The following is an 18950-nucleotide window of genomic DNA, read 5'->3' as shown; positions in this document are numbered from 1 at the left end:
CCTGTGTTTCGCCAGGCAGGCCCTACAGTTCGGGCTGGGGGTGTCGTTAAGGTCAACAAGCGGGAACGCGTTCGGAGCACAGCATGTCGTCGGTGTCCATTTCAGGGTTGGTGAGCGGGATCAATGTGCAGTCGCTGATCACGTCGCTGTCGGCGGCGTATCAGCAGCCCATCACCCTGCTGCAGAACCAGCAGAAGTCGTACCAGTCCACGCTGAGCGCCTGGGGTTCGGTGCAGAGCAGCCTGTCCAGCCTGCAATCCACGGTGGCCGGGCTGCAGAACGTCACCCAGCTCAACAACCGCACGGTCAATCTGAGCAATTCCAGCGCGGTGTCGGGCACGGCCAGCGCCAATGCGCCGCTGGGCACCTATTCGCTGAGCAATATCGTGCTGGCGCAGACGCAGAGCATCTACTCGCAGGACTTTGCCTCGGCCACCAACACCGCGGTGGGCACGGGCACGCTGCAGATTCAGGTGGGCAGCGGTTCGGTGACCAATATTGCCATCGACAGCAGCAACAACTCGCTCAACGGCATCGCCGCGGCGATCAACCAATCCAACAGTGGAGTGAATGCCGCGGTCATTTTTGATGGCACGGGCTATCGCCTCACCCTCACGGGCAACAACACGGGCGCGGCCAATGCGTTCACGGTGCGCACCAGCGGGGCGACCGGTTCGCTGGGTGCGCTGAGTTACAGCCCGGGCGTGTCGGGTGGAATGACCGAGAGCCAGACGGCGCAGAACGCCTCGGTGAGCATCAACGGCCTGGCCGTGACCAGTGCCACCAATACCGTGAGCGGTGCGATCCCCGGGGTGAGCCTGAACCTGCTGCAGGCCAGCGGTTCGACCACGCTGACCGTGGCCAACGACACCAGCGCCTTTGTCACCTCGGTGCAGAGCTTCGTCACCGCCTTCAACACCACCATGGGGACGTTGAACCAGCTCACCGCGTTCAACCCCGGCTCGAACGGCGCCTCCGGCCAGAGCGGGCCGCTGATCGGCAATGCCGGCATCCAGACCCTGCGTACCCAGTTGCTCAACCTCATCAGCGGACAGGGCATCGGCACCACGCCGGGCAGCGCCTATGCCTCGCTGGGCGCGGTGGGTGTGAGCCTGGCGCAGGACGGCACCCTGGTGCTCGACAGCGGCAAGCTCGGCTCCGCGCTGCAGAGCAATTACAACGCCGTGGCGGGCTTGTTCGGGCAGGTGGGGACAACCACCAATGCCAATGTGCAATATGTGGGCGCCGGCAACAGCACCCAGCCGGGCACTTATGCGGTGAACGTCACCTCTGGCGCCACGCAGGCCAGCGTCACGGCGTCCAATCCGGTTGCCAGCGGCGGCATCACCAGTGCCGAAACTCTGGTCATCGGCTCCGGCGCCACCAGCGTGTCGGTGCAGCTGGCCTCGGGTTCGACCATCGACGCCATCGTCGCCACGGTCAACGCCACGTTGAGCCAGCAGGGGCTGAGCAATATTTCGGCGGTCAACAACAACGGCAGCCTGCAATTCCAGTCGGCCGACTACGGCAGTGCGCAGAACTTCACCGTGGTGTCCACGCAGCCAGCGTCTGCCGGCAGCACCGGCATCGGCACCACCCTGCTCAGTGCCAAGGGCACGGATGTGGTGGGCGCCATCAATGGTCAGGTCGGCACGGGCGCAGGGCAGCAACTCACCGTCACCGGGCCGGGTCCGGCGCTGGGACTGCAGGTCAGCATCAGCGGACAGGCCACCGGCAGCCTGGGTTCCATCACGGTGAGCCAGGGTTTGTATCAGCAGATGAACGCCATCCTGACCCAGGCGCTCAACACCCAGAGCGGCTTTGTCTCCGCTGCCACCAGCGGGCTGAACAACACCATCAAGGGCATCAATCAGCAGATCACCCAGTTGCAGGCCAGCGCAGCGTCGCAGACCGCGCTGCTGCAACAACAGTTCAACGCCATGCAGACTCAGGTGGCGCAATTGCAGTCGGTGGGACAGTACCTCACCGCGTTCTTCAATCCGAGCAACAGCAGTTCCAGCTCCAATTCCAGTTCCAGTTCCAGTTCGACCGGCGGCTGATCGCCGCCACACCAGGAGAGTTCGATGAGTGCAGCAGCCTTTGCCATGCGTGCCTACCGCCAGGTGGAAAGCCAGGGCGTCCCCGCGGACAAGCTCTATGTCCTCGGGCTCGATGGCATTCTGGAATATCTGCGCCGTGCCGAAGCCGCCCTGCGCCAGCCGGACGGCAAGGATTGGCCGCTCAAGGGGCAGGCACTCGGCCGTGCCTACCAACTGGTCGAGCATCTGCTGGCCGTCCTGCCCGATGGTCCGCAGCTCGCCGAGCAGCCGGTGGGCGAGCGCCTGGAGCGGGTCTATACCTATCTGCTGGCGCGTCTGGCGCAGGCCAACATCTTCGACGACCTGCAGGCCATCGACGATTGCCGGACCGTGGTGACCGCGTTGCGCGATTCCTGGCTTCAGGGGCTGGAGCAGGCCGCCTGAGATGCGCCGTTCCGTGGCAACACGGATTGGCCCGCCTTTTGCTGCAATGGGACAATGCGCGACAGACTCGCAGGAGAACGCCATGTCCCAGTCCCATGCACCCGCTGATTTCCCCGATTCCCGTTTCTTCGCGAGCCACCCCGAGGCGCTGCATGGCGCGGTGGCGGCAGTGCAGCTCGACGGCGTGTTTCCGCTGGACTGGGTGGACGAGCTGAACCCGCCGCAGGGACGCACCGAGGTCATGTCCGACAACAACACCCTGCTGCGCGCCCTGCTGATGCTCGACGAGCCGCCGGTGTCGCACGAGGCCGAGCACGGCCGCAGCGACCCGATTCAGAACCTGGAGCGCCGGGTCGATCTGCTGCTGCTCATGGCCAGCGCAGCGCTGCGCGGGCTGGGCAACCTGCCGCCCGAGCGGCCGTGCGCGCTGTCGTCGCGCAAGCTGCGCTGGGCCAGCGAGCAGCCTCTGGAGGTGGGGCGTCGTCTGTGGGCGCGCATTTATCTGCGCCATCGCATCGCTCTTCCGCTGCTGCTGTCGGGGCGCATCACGGAGCTGCACCCGGATCGCGGCCAGTTCTGGCACACCCTGGAACTCGACCCGCTCGATCAACAGGTGCAGAACGATCTCGACCGGCTGATCTTCCGTCATCATCGCCGCCAGGTGGCGCGGCAGCGCAAGGGCTTATGACCGCTGTATGAGCGCTGCATCCTGAACGAGTGAAACCATGGGCCGCAAGAAAGCGCACGAAGAACACGAGAATCACGAACGCTGGCTGGTGTCGTATGCCGACTTCATCACCCTGCTGTTCGCCTTTTTCGTGGTGATGTATTCCATTTCCTCGCTGAATGAAGGCAAGTACAAGGTGCTGTCGCAGACCATGATTGCCGCGTTCACTGGGCAGCCGACCACGCCCAATCCCGTGCAGGTGGGGCAGCCGTTCAACAGCATGCCGTCCGCCATCGATCTGCCGCCCATCCCCAAGCAGCAAAAGCCCGAGATCATTCAACCTGGCCGGGGCGGGCCGGGTGCCAAGGAAGTGCAGAAAACCCTCGAGGGCGTGGCCAGGCAGATCCAGACGCTGCTGGCCAGCGCCATTCGCAAGGGTGACGTGCAGGTGCGCATGACGCCGCTGGGCGTGGTCATCGATATTCACGACACGGTGCTGTTCGCCTCGGGCCAGGCCGATCTCACGCCGCAGGCGCAGGAGCTGCTCAACCAGATCGCCGGGGTGCTGCAGGGCGTGGCCTATCCCATCCAGGTCAACGGCTTCACCGATGACCGGCCGATCAACACGGCGCAGTTTCGCTCCAACTGGGCGCTGTCGTCGGCGCGGGCGGTGTCTGTGGTGGAAATGTTCATTGCACAGGGCGTCAAGCCCGATCAGCTTGTCGCTGCCGGGTATGGTCAATATCATCCTGTCGCAAGCAATGGCACCGCCAAGGGCCGCGCGGCCAATCGCCGCGTCAGCGTGGTGATCGTGTCGCCCCTCGGCAATGCGAACGTGAACGACACGCCCATCGTGCCCGCCGAAGCGCCTCCCGCACAGCCCGATGCCGCTGCAGCCGCCACAACGTCCACCCCGCCGCCCAGCCACGGAACGCCCTCTTGAACGACGATCTGCAACCCCTGAAAAACCGCCTGCGCTGGCTCAACCGCAGCATTCTGGCGCTTGGCATCCTGATTCTTCTCGGACTCATCGCCTGGGCCGTGGTGGGGCTGCGCAAGCCCGCAGTGGGAACCACCAGCACAGTGATCCACCCGGCGTCCAGCGCATCGAATCTGCTCACGCGGGCCGCTTCCGCAGTGGTGGCGTCCAGGCCCCGGCCCGCCGTGAGCACGGCGCAGCAGGAAAAAGCTGCGGCAGCGGCGATGGATGCATTGTCCGCCGCCAGTGCGCCGCAGGCTGCAGGCGTTGCAGCGAAGGCTGTTGCCGCCTCGGCACCCTCCGCCCAGTCCAGGGCGCCCGAGGCATCCCAGCCCGCCCTTGCCCCAACTGCGGCCCTGCCGCCGGTGGCCCAGGCAGCGGTGGCCAATCCGCAACCAGAGCCCGCATCCAAGTCCGAGCCCAAACCCGAACCAAAGCCGCAGCAACACAAGGTGACCACGCAAGATCACAAGGCCACGGCACAGCCCAGGCCACGCACGGCAACGGCCAAGCTGCAGCGCGTGGGCGCGGTGCCGGTGTGCCACAGGGCAGGCTGGTATGTGCAGGTGGGGGCGTTTGGCAAGCAGCAAAGCATCGACCGTCTCGCGCAGCACCTGCACCGGGCGGGCTATACAGAGGTCTGTGTCGCGACAAATGAGGTGCGTGGTCTGCGGCTGTTCTATGTCGGTCCTTACCGCAATGCGGCCGCCGCGCGTGCTGCGCGAGCGCCGCTGCACAAGCTGACTGGGACAGAAGGCATCTTGCGCAAGCTGCCCTGATCGCCATCGCAAGCGCAGCTCGACTGGTCGGGCTGCGAGAATAACCCCATGCTCGATGACCGCCTTGCCCCGATGCTGAACACAGACGGCTCCGACCTGCTGCTGGGCGAGAGTGCGCCGATGCGTGCACTGCGCGAGCAGATCCGCCGTGTGGCACAGACCGACAGCACGGTGCTGATCCTGGGCGAATCCGGCACCGGCAAGGAACTGGTGGCCCGTGCGGTGCACGGCTGGTCGCCACGCGCGGCGCGGCCGTTCGTTGCGGTCAACTGTGGCGCGATTCCCGGTGAGCTGATGGAAAGCGAGCTGTTCGGCCATGAGCGCGGCGCGTTTACCGGCGCCATCACCGTGCGCAAGGGGCGGTTCGAGCTGGCCGGGCGCGGCACGCTGTTTCTCGATGAAATCGCGGAGATGAGCCCGCCGTTGCAGGTCAAGATTCTGCGTGTGCTGCAGGAAAAGAGCTTCGAGCGCGTGGGCAGCAGCGAGGTGCTGGCATCGCAGGCGCGCATCGTCGCGGCCACGCACCGTGATCTGGAGCAGCAGATCGGTCTGGGCCGTTTCCGCGAAGATCTGTTCTACCGCCTGCATGTGTTTCCGCTGCAGGTGCCGCCGCTGCGCGAACGTGGCGACGACATCCTGCAGCTCGCCGAGCACACCCTGCAGCGTCTGGAAGCGCAGGGGCTGGGCCGGGTGCGGCTGGGCGACGGCGTGCAGCAGGCCTTGCTGAGCTACCGCTGGCCCGGCAATGTGCGCGAGTTGCAGAACCTGATGGAGCGCCTGCTCATCCTGCACGCCGGCTCCATCGTGCGGCTGGCCGACCTGCCGCCCAAGATGCGCACGGGCGATGCGCTGGCCACCGACGTGCCGTCCCTGCCGCAAGCGCCGTCCCCCGCCTCGACGGGCGAAGACGACCAGGACGGTCTGCATGCCCTGATGGACGCAATGGCCGAACCGGCGCTGCAGCCGGTGCTGCCGCCCGAAGGTCTGGACTTGCGCGCCTATCTGGAGAGCATCGAACGCAGTCTGATCGAACAGGCACTGGAGCGCAGCCGCCATGTCATTGCCCATGCCGCGCAGCATCTGGGCCTGCGTCGCACCACCCTGGTGGAAAAAATCCGCAAATACGGACTCGGTACCGAATCACGCGAGCAATGAGGCCGCACGGCTGCCGAGGCGTCAGAAAATCGTCACCATGCAGGCCCTGGATTTGCTAACGTGTCGGTGTTGCCTTCTGCTGCGCTTTCCCGCCTGTTGCCGACTCCCATGACTTCGCCGCGCATTCTGCTGATCGACCATGACGCTGCGCGCGGGCAGCTGCTGCGTGATGCGCTGCAGGGCGCAGGGTGCGTTGCGCAATGGCATGACGCACAGGACGCAGCGCTGCAGGCGGTGGAGCAGGGCTGGTCGCCGGATCTGGTGTTTTGCGATGGCGATGCCCCCGGCGCTGACACCGCGCGCATGCTGTCCCGGTTGCACGCCCTGCGCGGCAGCTTGCCGGTGCTGATCGTCTCCCGCCACGGCACGGTACAGGCGGCCGTGCAGGCGCTGCAGAATGGCGCGGCAGACTACCTCAGCGCGCCGCTCGACGTGGCCGAGGCGCTCGCCAAGATTCGCCAGTTCGTCCCCGGCGCGGCTGCGCTGAGCGTGCCGAAGGACAAGCCTGCTGGGGCAGCGCCTGTCTCTCCACGCGCGGCGCAGGTTGCGCCCGCGCCAGGAGAGGCCGCCCGGCTGGTGGCCGAATCGGCAGCGATGCAGGGCATTCTGGACATCGCCCGCCGCGCGGCGCAAACCGATGTGACCGTGATGCTGCTGGGCGAGAGCGGCGTGGGCAAGGAGGTGATGGCGCGGTTCATCCATGCGCAGTCGCCGCGTGCGGCCGGGCCGTTCATCGCGATCAACTGCGCGGCCATTCCCGAAACCCTGCTCGAGGCGACGCTGTTTGGCTTCGAGAAGGGCGCGTTCACCGGGGCGGGACAATCCGCGCCGGGCAAGTTCGAGCAGGCGCAGGGCGGCACCCTGCTGCTCGACGAAGTGACCGAAATGGCCCCGGCGCTGCAGGCCAAGCTGCTGCGCGTGTTGCAGGAACGCGAAATCGAGCGCCTGGGCGGGCGCAAGCGCATCGTGCTCGACCTGCGGCTGATCGCCACCAGCAACCGCGATCTGCAGCAGGCGGTCAAGCAGGGCGTGCTGCGCGAGGACGTGTATTACCGCCTGAGCGTGTTTCCGCTGCAGATTCCGCCGCTGCGCCAGCGGCGCGACGACATCCTGCCGCTCGCGCAGGCCATGCTCGCGCGGTACGCCGCGCAGTTCGGCCTGCCGTCCGTGCCGCAACTCGACAGTGCGGCACGACAGGCCCTGCTGGCGCACGATTGGCCCGGCAATGTGCGCGAACTCGACAACGTGATGCAGCGCGCCGCCATCCTCTGCCAGAACGGCCGGATTGCAGCGGGCGATCTGCTGTTCCCGGCGTCCGTGACCGAGGGTGCTGTGCGTGCCTTCACGCCGCCCGCTCCAGCGACAGCGCTGTCTTCGGGCGATCTCGGCAGTGAACTGGCACTGAGCGAACGCCAGCTCATCGCCGACGCGCTGCAGCAAAGCCAGGGCTCCAAGTCGCTTGCCGCGCAGCGTCTGGGCATCAGTCCGCGCACTCTGCGGCACAAGCTGCAGAAGCTGCGCGAGGCCGGGATGGGCTTGCCCGATTCGTTCTGATCGGCAGGGTGGAATGGCTTTTGCTTGAAATGGACAACATGCCGGTTTTCAGCCGGATGACTCGACAATCCATCGCCGGAGGCCTTCATGCAAATCGACCCGATGCAAAGCGTTCTCGCCCAGATGCGCAGTCTGGCCGCGCAGGCTGCGGCGCGTCCTGATGCTGCAGGCGGCAATGCGGCGGCCGCGCTGGGCGCCACCGCGGCTGCGCAACAGACGGATTTCGCTGCCACCCTCAAGAGCGCACTCGACGGTGTGAATGGCGCGTTGCAGCAGGCCAACGCCCTGCAGCAGCAGTTCGTCTCGGGCACGGGTGACGTGAGCCTGAGCGATGTGATGCTGGCCTCGCAGAAGGCCAGCCTGTCATTTCAGGCGGCGCTGCAGGTGCGCAACAAGCTGGTGTCGGCGTATCAGGACATCATGAACATCCAGGCCTGACATCCAGCGACGACAAATTTTTGACACTCCGCCATGGCCACGACTGCCTCCGCCGCGCTGCAAGACCCCCTGGGCGCATTCCGTCAGATGAGCATGAACCAGCGGTTCACCTGGCTGGCGGGGCTGGCCGCGCTGATCGCGCTGATCGTGGTCACCCTGATGTGGACCAGCCGCCTCGACTACCAGGTGCTCTACACCAACCTGTCCGAGCGCGACGGCGGCGCAGTGATCGGCGAGCTGCAGAAACTGAACATCCCTTACCGCATCACCGGTGGCGGCGCGGTGATCGAGGTGCCTTCGCAGCAGGTGTACGCCACGCGCATGAAACTGGCAGCAGACGGTCTGCCCAAGGGGGCTGGCGTGGGGTTCGAGGTGCTCGACAACGAGCCGATGGGCACCAGCCAGTTTGTCGAGCGCATCAATTACCAGCGGGCGCTGGAAGGCTCGCTCGGCCGCACCATCGAGGCGTTGTCGGCGGTGGATGCCGCCACGGTGCATCTGGCCATTCCCAAGCCGTCGGTGTTCTTGAGCGAGGCGGAAAAGCCCTCTGCCTCGGTGTTGCTCAAGCTCTATCCGGGGCGGGTGCTCAGCGGGGCGCAGGTGGCGGGCATCGTGCATCTGGTGGCCTCGGCGGTGGCGGGGCTGAACGACCAGAATGTCAGCGTGGTCGATCAGGACGGCAATCTGCTGTCCGCCGGGCCCCGCGCGGATAGCGGCATTCAGCCTGAGCAACTGGCCTATCGCAATACGGTCGAGCAGCAGTACCGCAAGCAGATCGAGGCATTGCTGGCGCCGCTGGTGGGCAGCGACGGCGTGCGGGTGGCGGTGTCGGCCGACATCGACTTCGCCAAGACGGAATCCAGCTCGGTGTTCTATGGCCAGGGCCATGTGCTCAGCCAGCAGCAGCAAAGCACCAATTCATCGGGCAGCGGCACGCTGCCCGCTGGCGTGCCCGGGGCACTGTCCAACCAGCCGCCGGGCGGCGTGACCGCGCCGTTCACCGTGGGCTCGGCGTCCGCCCCGCTCACGCCGCAGCAACTCACCCAGATCACGCCCAGCCTCAAGACGCTGGCGCCCACGACAGCCAGCTCCTCGGCCACAACCAATTACGACCTCGACAAGACCGTCAGTCACACCCAGCAGCCTGTCGGCGTGGTCAAGCGCCTGTCGGTTTCGGTTCTGGTGAACGATCAGGCCAAGGGCGGCAAACCAGTGGCCATGAGTGCGGCGCAACTCGGGCAGATGAAGCAATTGGTGGAAAACGCCATCGGCTTCAGCAGCCAGCGCGGCGACACGGTGAGTGTGATCAACATGCCCTTCACCGCGGCGCAGAAAGAGGCCGAGAAATCGCTGCCGTGGTGGCGGCAGGCCTGGCTGTGGGATGGGGTGCGTCAGGCCGCGCCCTACCTCATTGCACTCATCCTCGGCCTGATGGCCTACCGCGCCATGCGCAAGGCCATGGGCGGGGGTGGCACGAAGAAGGGCCGCCGTGGCGAGCCGTCCGAGCCGGAAACACCGACAGCAGGCGACGCCGAGAGCCGTGCGCCGCAGGCGGTGGGCCCGGGCGGGCCGGAACTGGCGGCGGCCGGCATGCCCGCCGGGGCGCTCGCGCCCGATACTGTTCACCTGAGCAATACCCTGGAGACGGATGCCGCGATCTCGCGCGAACTGGTCAAGCAAGACCCGCGGCGGGCGGCGCAGGTGGTGAAGGAGTGGCTGTCCGATGGCCAGTGAACAAGCCGATTTCACCGGGCTGGATCGGGCCGCGGTGCTGTTGCTGAGTCTGGGCGAAGACCAGGCGGCCGAGATCATGCGCCACCTCGGTCCGCGCGAAGTGCAGCGCCTGGGTGTGGCCATGTCCAAGCTCAGCCGGGTGAGCACCGACCAGGCCCATGCGGTGATGCGCGAGTTTCGCGAAAAGCTCGAGCAGCAGACCGCGCTTGGGCTCGGGGCCAGCGAATTCCTGCGCGGCGCGCTGACCAAGGCGCTGGGCGGAGAGCGCGCCAACTCGCTGATCGAGCGCATTCTGCACGGCGGCGAATCGAGCGGGCTGGAAAACCTGAAGTGGCTGGAGCCGCGCGCCATTGCCGAACTGATCAAGCTCGAACATCCGCAGGTGGTGGCGCTGGTGCTGGCGTATATCGATCCCGAGCAGGCGGGCGAGGTGCTGCATTTCTTGCCCGAACGTCAGGCGGGAGAAGCCATGCTGCGGCTGGCCGCGCTCGACGGCCTGCAGCCCAGCGCGCTGCGCGAGCTCAACGAAGTGCTGGAAGAGCAGCTCTCGGGCGATTCGCAAAGCGTGCAGGTCAGCGCGGTGGGCGGGCCGAAAGTCACCGCGGAAATTCTCAACCGGGTGGAGACCGCGCTGTCGTCGAGCATCATGGAGCATCTGCGCGCGCAGGACGAAGACCTCGCGACCAAGGTGCAGGACCAGATGTTCGTGTTCGACGACCTGATCAACGTCGACGATCGCAGTCTGCAGACCATGCTGCGCGAGATTTCCTCCGAAACGCTGATCCTCGCGCTCAAGGGCGCCAACAATGCTCTCAAGGACAAATTTCTCGGCAATATGTCCAAGCGCGCCGCCGAAATGCTGCGCGATGACATGGAGGCCAAGGGCCCGGTCAAGCTCAGCGAGGTGGAGGGCGCGCAAAAGGAAATCCTGCAGATCGCCTCGCGTCTGGAGGCCGCCGGGCAGATTCAGCTCGGCAGCGGCGGCGGCGAGGCATTGGTCGGTTGAGGTCCATGCTCCAGCGCACTGACAACCATTTCGCGCCATGAGCCGCATCATTCCCAGGGAAGACGCCCAGACCGCACGGCGCTGGCAGCCGCAGGACATGGGCGACCAGACCGCGTCGGCAAGCGGTGCTGCGCGCCAGACCACCGGCGGGCCGCCCACCGCGCAGCAGTTCGAGGCGGTCTATGCCCAGGCCGAAGCGCAAGGACTGGAAGAGGGCAGGGCTGCTGGGCTGGAACAGGGCCACCGCGAGGGCTTTGCCGCCGGGCACGCCGAAGGGCTGGCGGCAGGCCGTGCGCAGGCGCAGCAGGAGCGCGAGGCCTTGCGCGGGCTCGTCGAGCGCCTGGCCCAGCCGGTTGCCGCACTGGATGCCGAGGCGGAAACTGCCCTGGTCGCCCTGGCGCTGGAACTGGCGCGGCAGGTCGTGCTGCATGAATTGCGCACCCAGCCCGAGGCCATATTGCCCATCGTGCGTCGGGCGCTGGCGGCGTTTCCGGCGCAGGCCGGCACGCCCGGGCTGCGGCTGCATCCCCTCGATGTGGACCTGCTGCACACTGCGGCCCCCGAGTTGGAAGCCAGCGGTGTGGTACTGCTGGCCGACGAACACCTGCAGCGCGGCGACGTCGTTGTCCAGTCTGCCGCCCCGGGGCAGACCGCCATGCCCGACCGCCGCTGGCGCGGCCGCAACCGCGACACCCTGAGCGAACTCGACCTGCGGGTGGAAGAACGCTGGCGGCAGATCATGGCCCGGCTGTTCGAGGAGGGCTTGCAATGAGCGAAGCGCAGCCGGTGGCCGCCCGTCTGCCGGGTGCCTCCAACCGCCTGCACACCCTGCGCCGACGGCTGCTGACCGGCGGCGCCCTGCCGCTGGCCTACAGTGGCAGTCTGGTGCGGGTCCGCGGGCTGATTCTGGAGGCGCAGGGGCTGGAGGTCAGCCTGGGAGAGCGCTGTCGCATCAGCACCGAGCAGAACCGCTTCATCGATGCCGAAGTGGTGGGCTTCAACGGCGACCATGTGCAGCTCATGGCACTGGGCGAAGTGCAGGGGCTCACACCGGGCGCGCGGGTGCATCCGGTGCCCGGCGACATCCGCATTCCGGTCGGGCCGGAACTGCTCGGGCGGGTGCTCGACGGCAATGGCCGGCCGCTGGACGGCGCCGGTTCGCTGCTGGCGTCGCACTACACCACCCTGTCGGCCAAGGCGATCAACCCGCTCGGCCGGGCTCTGGTGCGCCAGCCGCTCGACGTCGGCGTGCGCGCGATCAACGCGCTGTTCACCGTGGGGCGCGGTGCGCGCATGGGGCTGTTTGCGGGCAGCGGCGTGGGCAAGAGCGTGCTGCTGGGCATGATGGCGCGCAACACCAATGCCGACATCATCGTGGTCGGGCTGATCGGCGAGCGCGGCCGCGAGGTCAAGGAATTCATCGAGGACATTCTTGGTGCGGAGGGTCGCGTCCGTTCCGTGGTGATTGCTGCGCCTGCGGACGCCCCGGCGCTGACCCGCATCCGCGGCGCGCGCCTGGCCACCGCGATGGCCGAGTATTACCGCGACCAGGGACTGAACGTGCTGCTGCTGATGGACTCCATCACCCGCTACGCCCTGGCGCTGCGCGAAGTGGCGCTGGCCGCGGGCGAGCCGCCGGCAGCGCGCGGTTTTCCGCCCTCGGTGTTTGCCAAGCTGCCGGCCCTGGTGGAGCGGGCGGGAAACGGCCCGGAAGGCGGCGGCAGCATCACCGCGTTCTACACCGTGCTGATGGAAGGCGACGACCAGCAGGACCCGATTGCCGACAATGTGCGCGCGATTCTCGATGGCCACATCGTGCTCAGTCGCCGGCTGGCCGAGCAGGGGCATTTCCCTGCGATCGACCTGCAGTCGTCGATCAGCCGGGTGATGCCAAGCATTGCCAGCCCGGTTGAGCTGCGCCGCATGCAAAAGCTCAAGGAAATGCAGTCGCGCTACACCAGCCAGCAGGACCTCATCGCCGTGGGCGCCTACACACCCGGCGCCGATCTGCAGCTCGATCAGGCGGTGCAGGCGCACACCGCCATCCGCGATTTCCTGGTGCAGGACATGCATGCCGCCGTGAGCCTGCCGCAGAGCCGCCAGGCGCTGGCCGATCTGATGACGCCATATCTGCCCGACTTGTCGGGAATTTGACGCCGCGGAAGCAGAGATCGCACGGGGTTACATGGCCTGCAGCCATGCTGGGTTTACACTTTGTGTGAATCTGATTCGCCGTATCGCGCATGACCTACAACAACACGCTGAGCCCCCAACGCCTGGAGACACTGCAAACCCTGCACGCGCAGGCGGTGGAAGCCAGTCAGACCGCGGGCCAGTTGGTCGGGAAGCAGCAGGAGGTATTGCGGTCGGCGCAGGCCAAGCTCGAACAACTCCAGAGTTATGCCGCGCAATATCGGGAACAGATGCAGACGCTGGGCTCGGCCGGGTCGGCATGGAGCCAGGTGCGCGATCTGCGTGGATTTGTCGACCGCATCGAAGCCGCCATTTCCGCGCAACAGGCCGAACTGAACCGACAGCAGGACCGACTGACCGAGCTCTCCGCGCAATGGGGCGCCGCGCGTCAACGCGAAAAGGCGTTTGAGGTGTTGATCGACCAGCATCAGGCGCAAAACCGCCAGGGCCAGAAAGTCAGCGCCCTGAAAAATCTGCAGGAATGGGCCGTGCGCCGCGCCTCGCAGTTCTTGCCGAGTTCGCAACAGCGATCGGATTTTTAGACGCCCTCTCGGCAAGGCCGCAACGTCCCGTGTTCTTGGGTCGCTCGCGCGGGGGCTGTTCGGTGGGCACAGGTGCGCAATGTCGCTGGCGCAGGTTTTGCTTTGCATGGGCATGTCGTCGCCAGAACCGTCACCATGCCGCTGATCATTCCCGTTCCTCCAACGCCTGCTGCGCCGCCGCCCGAGGCGGCACAGGCCGCAGTTGCAAGCGCGCAGCAAGGACAGACTGCGCCACGGTTTTCCGACGCGCTGTCGCGTGCGGGGCAGGCGCAATCCGGGCCGGCCAGCGCGCCGAATCTCGCCAATGCACAGGCCCAATCCGGTGGAAAGGCGCCCGCTGCGGCAGACGCGCAAAAGCCCGCGTCTGCTGAAGCAGCGAACACAACAACGCAGGCCAAGACAAGCGACCAGCAACAACCGACTCCCGACACGGCCTCCGGCAACGCCGATGCGGCTGCGCTGGCGCTGCAGGTCGACGGCGCACTGCAGGCGGCAACCGTCCTCACTCAAAGCGGCAAGAACTTGCCGCACGGCAGCCGCAAATCCGATGCCGCCGAAGTGGCCTCTGCCGCGCCGGGACAGGCGTTGGGCATGCTGCTTCGCGTGCCGCAGGCCGGGCAGCCCGCAGCCACCACGCAACCAGGCGTCGCCGGCCCGGCCGTGGCAACGCAGGCCGTTGCGTCGGCACCGGACCGGCAGGATGCAGCACTGCAGGTTGCGCTGTCGACATCCGCGCCAGACAACGCCAGGCAGGATGTGCAGCCGAACGCCCGGCCCGGCGGCGCACAGGCCGTTACCGACCCGTTGCCCGCCTGGCTGCAAGGCGCGACAGCGAGCGGCGCAGGCGTTGAGCAGCCTGGTCGTCTTGCCGTCCAGCAAGCGCAGTCCACGGCGGTTGCAGAGTCTGCAACCCTGAATCCGACGCCAGGCAACCGCCCGGACCATGCCGCAGTGTCCACAGCGCCCGGCCCCTTGCCGCAATCCATCGCGCTGGCCTTGCCCCAGACGAGCCAGACCTCGCAACCGCTGGTGACTGCGGCGGTGCATCCCCCGGTTGGGTCGCCCGATTGGGGGCAGGCGATGAACCAGCAAGTCCTGTTTGCCGCACAAGGACAGCAGCAGTGCGCCACCCTCCACCTCAACCCACCGCAACTGGGGCCCCTGGAAGTGCATCTGCAACTGCACGACGGCCAGATCCAGGCGCAGTTCGTCTCCCCGCATGCCGTGGTCCGCCAGGCGGTGGAAGCTGCCCTGCCGCAGCTGCGCGATCTGTTCACCGGCGCCGGTCTGTCGCTGATGCAGACCTCGGTCAGCACCCAGGGCGGGCAGGGAGAACGCCAGCAGCAGACGCGGGCGCAGCGCAGCGCGCCCGGCCTGGCGGCGATCGGCGAAACAGGGACACAGCCCACGGGCGCGACTGCCATGTCGCCGCTACGCTGGCAGCAAGGCATGGTGAACACCTATGTCTGACGCGATCGCAGCGAGGACGGCGGAGGCGATGGGCCGGCACGCATCCCTTCAGATGTCGCGCTTCCGTGCCGTTAACCCGACAGGCGAAGAGGCATTGATTGCCCTTCAGGCGCAATCGGCGCGCACGGCGCGCGCCACCCTCAGCACATCGGGAGTCGGGTATGGCAGAACAAGAGTCCAAGGCCAAGGAAAAGGGCGGCGGCAAAACCAAGCTGATCATCATCATTCTGGTGGCGGTCATCGTGCTGATGGCCGGTGGTGGCGCGGCGGCATTTTTCCTGATGAAGCCCAAGGCGGCGCCCACCGCCGCCGAGCTGGCCGCGCAGGCTGCTGCCGAAAAGGCGAAAAACATGCGTTTCATCAGCATGGAACCCTTCGTCACCAATCTGCAGAGTACGGATGGCAACGTTCACTATCTGCAGGTCAAGATCGACTTGAAGACCTACGATCCGTCTGTTGAAGGCAAGGTCAAGCTCATGACGCCCGAACTCCGCAACAACATCCTGCGCATCCTTTCTGCCCAGTCGACCGACAAGATCGAAACGGTGGAGGGGCGCGATCGCCTGCGTCAGGACATCCTGGATTCCGTGAACAAGGTGCTCGAAGGCGCGCCCGCGGTGGCGGCGGCAGAGGGCGGGCATGGTGGCGGGGGCGAGGCGGCGCATGCGTCGTCGGGGCACGACGGCGCGCCGATCGAAGGCGTTTACTTCACCGCGTTCGTGGTGCAGTGACATGATTTCCATCGCAGCTGTGTGGAACTGACATGGTTCAGGACGTTCTCTCCCAAGACGAGGTTGATGCGCTGTTCGGCGGCATCGCAGGCGAAGAGCCTGCGGCCGAGCCGGAGGCCGAAGAGGAAGGGGGCGTGCGTGCCTACGACCTGGCCAGCCAGGACCGCATCGTGCGCGGGCGCATGCCGACGCTCGAAGTCATCAATGAACGCTTTGCCCGGCTGTGGCGGGTCAGCCTGTTCAATTTTTTGCGGCGCTCGGCGGAAATCTCGGTGTCGGCGGTGCGGCTGACCAAGTACAACGAGTTCATCCGCGGTCTGGTCGTGCCGAGCAACCTCAATCTGGTGCAGATGAAGCCGCTGCGCGGCACGGCGCTGTTCATCTTCGACCCCCGTCTGATTTTCAGCGTGGTCGACAATTTTTTTGGTGGCGATGGGCGCTTTCATGCCCGCATCGAAGGCCGCGACTTCACTCCGCTGGAACAGCGCATCATCAAGCGCATGCTCGACATGGTGTTCAAGGAGTACAAGACGGCCTGGGCACCCGTGTTGCCGCTGGAGCCGGAAGTGACCCGCTCCGAGGTCAATCCGCAGTTCGTCAACATCGCCACCCCGACCGAAGTGGTCATCGTCACGACCTTCGATGTGGAAATCGAAGGCGGAGGTGGCAGCCTGCATATCTGCATCCCCTACAGCATGGTCGAGCCCATCCGCGATCAGCTCATGACCGGCATGACCACCGACCGCAGCGAGGTCGACCATCGCTGGGTCAAGGCGCTGCAGACCGAAATGCGCGAAGCCGAAGTGGAAATGCGGGTGGAACTGCTGCAACGCCAGATCCTGGTGCGCGAACTGCTGAGTCTGCGTGTCGGCGATGTGCTGCCGGTCGAGATGCCGGAGACCGTGATTGCGCGGGTGGATGGCATTCCCGTTCTGCTCGGCGACTATGGCCGCCACGACGACAAGATGGCGCTCAAGATCCGCCAGCAACTCTTCCCCGAGGTGCCCGAGAAGGCGCAACTCCTGACCCAGGGCGCCCACTGATTCAGACCCCACAAACGCAGGACATCCCATGGCAGAACACACCCCCACCGATACTGCAGCCACCGACGATCTGGCGGACTGGGGCGAGGCCATGGCCGAGCAAGACGTCGCAACCGAAACTGCCGCAGCAAATGCGGCAGCCGCGGCCGCACAGCCCAAGGTTCAGCCCGCGCCCTTTGCAGAACTCCGCGCCGAGCAGGGCAGCACTGCGCCGAACAACCAGCTCGATCTGGTGATGGATATTCCGGTCACGCTCTCGGTCGAACTCGGACGCACCAAAATCCAGATTCGCGAACTGCTGCAACTCGCGCAGGGTTCCGTGGTCGATCTCGATCGCCTGGCCGGAGAGCCGATGGATGTGCTGGTCAACGGCTTTCTCATCGCGCGTGGCGAGGTGGTTCTGGTGAACGACAAATTCGGCATCCGCCTGACCGATATCGTCAGCCCCACAGAGCGCGCGCGTCGTCTGGCCTGACCCCGCGCGACATGCGGCAGCGCAGCCATCAAAAAACCGGAGCAAAACATCCAGGCCAGCAATTGACACGCATCGAGTGACATGCATCTCATGCGGCCACAAAAAAAGCCCACAGCTTCGAACTGTGGGCTTCTCTGTCTTCAACACCGCATCTTGCAGGTTCTTTTCTTGGTTCTTGGTCGGGGCGAGAGGATTCGAACCTCCGACCCCCTGCACCCCATGCAGGTGCGCTACCAGGCTGCGCTACGCCCCGACGACCAAAGCAGGTAATCTTACACCATTCCTTGCGGCCCGATCAAATCAGCGCGGATCTTCAGCAACTCGGCACGCAGTTCATGCAGGGACTGGATTGATGCGTGCGTTTGCAGCGCGTCGTCGCCAGACCGCGTTTCTGTGCCCTGGATTGTGTTGCCTGACTGGAATTCATCGCTTGCCGTATCGCCCAGCCGCGCCCGCGCGCCGCTGATGGTGAATCCCTGTTCATAGAGCAACTCGCGGATACGCCGGATCAGCAGAACCTCGTGGTGCTGGTAATAGCGTCGATTGCCGCGACGCTTCATGGGGCGCAACTGCGAGAACTCCTGCTCCCAGTACCGCAGCACATGCGATTTCACGCCGCACAATTCGCTGACTTCGCCGATGGTGAAATAGCGCTTGGCGGGGATGGGAGGCAACGCGGGAATGGCGTTCATGAGTGCGGCGGGATGGGCGGCAAGTTCACGGAAAGGCCGTGCAGACAGCCTGTCCGTATGGTGTTGTGAGACGGCAATTTTGCCGCATCTCTCTGGCGCAAAGGTAAAACATCAAGTCGCCCACGCCGAAAATTTGCAGAAGGCGGCATGCGTTTGTCCCGGACCGAGCACCCCGGAAACTACTGCGCGCTGCTGGCTTGCGGTTCTCCCACGAGAGACTCGTATGTGCCGTAGAACGACAGGATGTAAGCCAGGAAGATGGCGATGACCACGGGCATGCTGAGTGTGGCAGCCAGGGTTTCGCTGGCACCCATCAGGCTGGCGATGAGCACGATGAGCGTGGGCAGGCTGAGGAACAGCAACAGCCATTGCACCGCATAGACGGCAAATGCCTTGAGGTTGCGCAGGCTGAGAACAAAGCTGAAAAACAGCGCCTTGACTGGCGGCATGTCATGCCAGGTGATGAGCGGCGGAGCCAGCCAGAACGCGAGTGACACGGGGATGTAGGCCAGCGTGGCGGCGACGGCGCCGAGTCGCAGGCTGCCATCGGCAATCGCGCTGGCTGGGGGTTTGTCTCCCAGCAGCAGGAGGCGCAGCATGGCACCGCCGTCGAACAGCGCGCCCGCACCCAGCACCAGGAGCACCGCCAGGGTGTAGAGCACACCCAGGATCACCAGATTGCGCAAGACCACCGGCCCCGAGCGGAACCCGATCAGCAGCACGGTGGGCCAGACCGGCTGCTTCTGCGCGATTTGCCTGCTGGCCTGCATGAAACCGATGGTGCCGAACTGCACCACAAACAGCGGGAACACCAGCCCAACGAGCGGCAGCGCGGAAATGAATCCGGTGACCACGATGTATGCCAGGATCATGAGGAGAGCGGCCCAGGGCTGAAGCATCAGGCGGCGCAAGCCTGTTTGCACCCAGAGCAGGCCCTCGCGGGCAGGAACGGTACGCAGTTGCATGTGTGAAAGGGAAGCAGAGGGCGCTGCGAAGGGGGCAAGGGGGC

At 65.9% G+C, this 18950-nt stretch carries 19 protein-coding genes and 1 tRNA gene; 17 read left to right on the top strand and 3 right to left on the bottom strand.

The features are described 5' to 3' along the window. The first annotated feature begins 83 nt into the window (after positions 1-83). The 17 genes from fliD to fliN all read left to right on the top strand — a co-directional run bounded on the left by fliD (position 84) and on the right by fliN (position 17249). Positions 84-2060 carry a flagellar filament capping protein FliD gene (fliD, locus tag AC1ZQA_RS09390; RefSeq protein WP_482676709.1) on the top strand — a complete coding sequence of 659 codons (1977 nt, stop codon included), beginning with the start codon at positions 84-86 and terminating at the stop codon, positions 2058-2060. A 24-nt stretch (positions 2061-2084) separates the two neighbouring features. After that, positions 2085-2483, top strand: coding sequence for a flagellar export chaperone FliS (locus AC1ZQA_RS09385; protein WP_482676708.1), 399 nt, complete (start codon positions 2085-2087; stop codon positions 2481-2483). Positions 2484-2565: 82 nt separating this feature from the next. Further along, positions 2566-3171: a PilZ domain-containing protein gene (locus tag AC1ZQA_RS09380; RefSeq protein WP_482676707.1), complete on the top strand. Its 606-nt coding sequence runs from the start codon at positions 2566-2568 to the stop codon at positions 3169-3171. 37 nt (positions 3172-3208) lie between these two features. Further along, positions 3209-4093: a flagellar motor protein MotD gene (gene motD / locus AC1ZQA_RS09375; RefSeq protein ID WP_482676706.1), complete on the top strand. Its 885-nt coding sequence runs from the start codon at positions 3209-3211 to the stop codon at positions 4091-4093. Further along, a complete protein-coding gene (locus AC1ZQA_RS09370) occupies positions 4090-4908 on the top strand; it encodes an SPOR domain-containing protein (protein ID WP_482676705.1) in 819 nt (272 codons plus the stop codon). Before motD ends, AC1ZQA_RS09370 begins: the two co-directional genes overlap by 4 nt. Positions 4909-4956: 48 nt before the next feature. Continuing rightward, the gene (locus tag AC1ZQA_RS09365) at positions 4957-6063 is read left to right on the top strand and encodes a sigma-54 interaction domain-containing protein (RefSeq protein WP_482676704.1); all 1107 of its coding nucleotides are present in this window, start codon (positions 4957-4959) and stop codon (positions 6061-6063) included. Between the two features lie 108 nt (positions 6064-6171). Continuing rightward, a complete protein-coding gene (locus tag AC1ZQA_RS09360; RefSeq protein ID WP_482676703.1) occupies positions 6172-7617 on the top strand; it encodes a sigma-54-dependent transcriptional regulator in 1446 nt (481 codons plus the stop codon). An 87-nt stretch (positions 7618-7704) separates the two neighbouring features. Beyond that, positions 7705-8055 (top strand): flagellar hook-basal body complex protein FliE, encoded by a 351-nt coding sequence (gene fliE / locus AC1ZQA_RS09355; RefSeq protein WP_482676702.1) that lies wholly within the window; start codon positions 7705-7707, stop codon positions 8053-8055. Between the two features lie 33 nt (positions 8056-8088). Beyond that, positions 8089-9789 carry a flagellar basal-body MS-ring/collar protein FliF gene (gene fliF / locus AC1ZQA_RS09350; protein ID WP_482676701.1) on the top strand — a complete coding sequence of 567 codons (1701 nt, stop codon included), beginning with the start codon at positions 8089-8091 and terminating at the stop codon, positions 9787-9789. Next, positions 9779-10795 (top strand): flagellar motor switch protein FliG, encoded by a 1017-nt coding sequence (fliG, locus tag AC1ZQA_RS09345; protein ID WP_482676700.1) that lies wholly within the window; start codon positions 9779-9781, stop codon positions 10793-10795. The genes fliF and fliG overlap by 11 nt, the downstream gene beginning before the upstream one ends. A gap of 37 nt (positions 10796-10832) precedes the next feature. Further along, positions 10833-11567 (top strand): FliH/SctL family protein, encoded by a 735-nt coding sequence (locus AC1ZQA_RS09340; RefSeq protein ID WP_482676699.1) that lies wholly within the window; start codon positions 10833-10835, stop codon positions 11565-11567. Then, positions 11564-12949 (top strand): FliI/YscN family ATPase, encoded by a 1386-nt coding sequence (locus AC1ZQA_RS09335; protein ID WP_482676698.1) that lies wholly within the window; start codon positions 11564-11566, stop codon positions 12947-12949. Before AC1ZQA_RS09340 ends, AC1ZQA_RS09335 begins: the two co-directional genes overlap by 4 nt. 89 nt (positions 12950-13038) lie before the next feature. Next, positions 13039-13530 (top strand): flagellar export protein FliJ, encoded by a 492-nt coding sequence (fliJ, locus tag AC1ZQA_RS09330; RefSeq protein WP_482676697.1) that lies wholly within the window; start codon positions 13039-13041, stop codon positions 13528-13530. A gap of 135 nt (positions 13531-13665) precedes the next feature. Beyond that, the gene (locus AC1ZQA_RS09325) at positions 13666-15000 is read left to right on the top strand and encodes a flagellar hook-length control protein FliK (RefSeq protein ID WP_482676696.1); all 1335 of its coding nucleotides are present in this window, start codon (positions 13666-13668) and stop codon (positions 14998-15000) included. A gap of 161 nt (positions 15001-15161) precedes the next feature. Then, the gene (locus AC1ZQA_RS09320) at positions 15162-15731 is read left to right on the top strand and encodes a flagellar basal body-associated FliL family protein (RefSeq protein WP_482676695.1); all 570 of its coding nucleotides are present in this window, start codon (positions 15162-15164) and stop codon (positions 15729-15731) included. A 32-nt stretch (positions 15732-15763) separates the two neighbouring features. Further along, on the top strand, positions 15764-16774 hold the full coding sequence (fliM, locus tag AC1ZQA_RS09315; protein ID WP_482676694.1) for a flagellar motor switch protein FliM: 1011 nt from the start codon (positions 15764-15766) through the stop codon (positions 16772-16774). A gap of 28 nt (positions 16775-16802) precedes the next feature. Next, positions 16803-17249, top strand: a complete 447-nt coding sequence (fliN, locus tag AC1ZQA_RS09310; protein ID WP_482676693.1) for a flagellar motor switch protein FliN — start codon at positions 16803-16805, stop codon at positions 17247-17249. A gap of 176 nt (positions 17250-17425) precedes the next feature. Here fliN and AC1ZQA_RS09305 read toward each other — a convergent pair. From AC1ZQA_RS09305 to AC1ZQA_RS09295, 3 genes are all read right to left on the bottom strand, one after another. Further along, positions 17426-17502 (bottom strand) — tRNA-Pro (locus tag AC1ZQA_RS09305). Between the two features lie 19 nt (positions 17503-17521). After that, a complete protein-coding gene (locus AC1ZQA_RS09300; protein WP_482676692.1) occupies positions 17522-17941 on the bottom strand; it encodes a MerR family transcriptional regulator in 420 nt (139 codons plus the stop codon). A 179-nt stretch (positions 17942-18120) separates the two neighbouring features. Next, positions 18121-18906, bottom strand: a complete 786-nt coding sequence (locus AC1ZQA_RS09295) for a BPSS1780 family membrane protein (RefSeq protein ID WP_482676691.1) — start codon at positions 18904-18906, stop codon at positions 18121-18123. Positions 18907-18950 lie beyond the last annotated feature (44 nt).

It is taken from the genome of Thiomonas sp. DCM-2 (assembly GCF_056820905.1).
The sequence above is the reverse complement of the archived record's forward strand: the minus strand, read 5'-3'. Positions and strand labels throughout refer to the sequence as shown.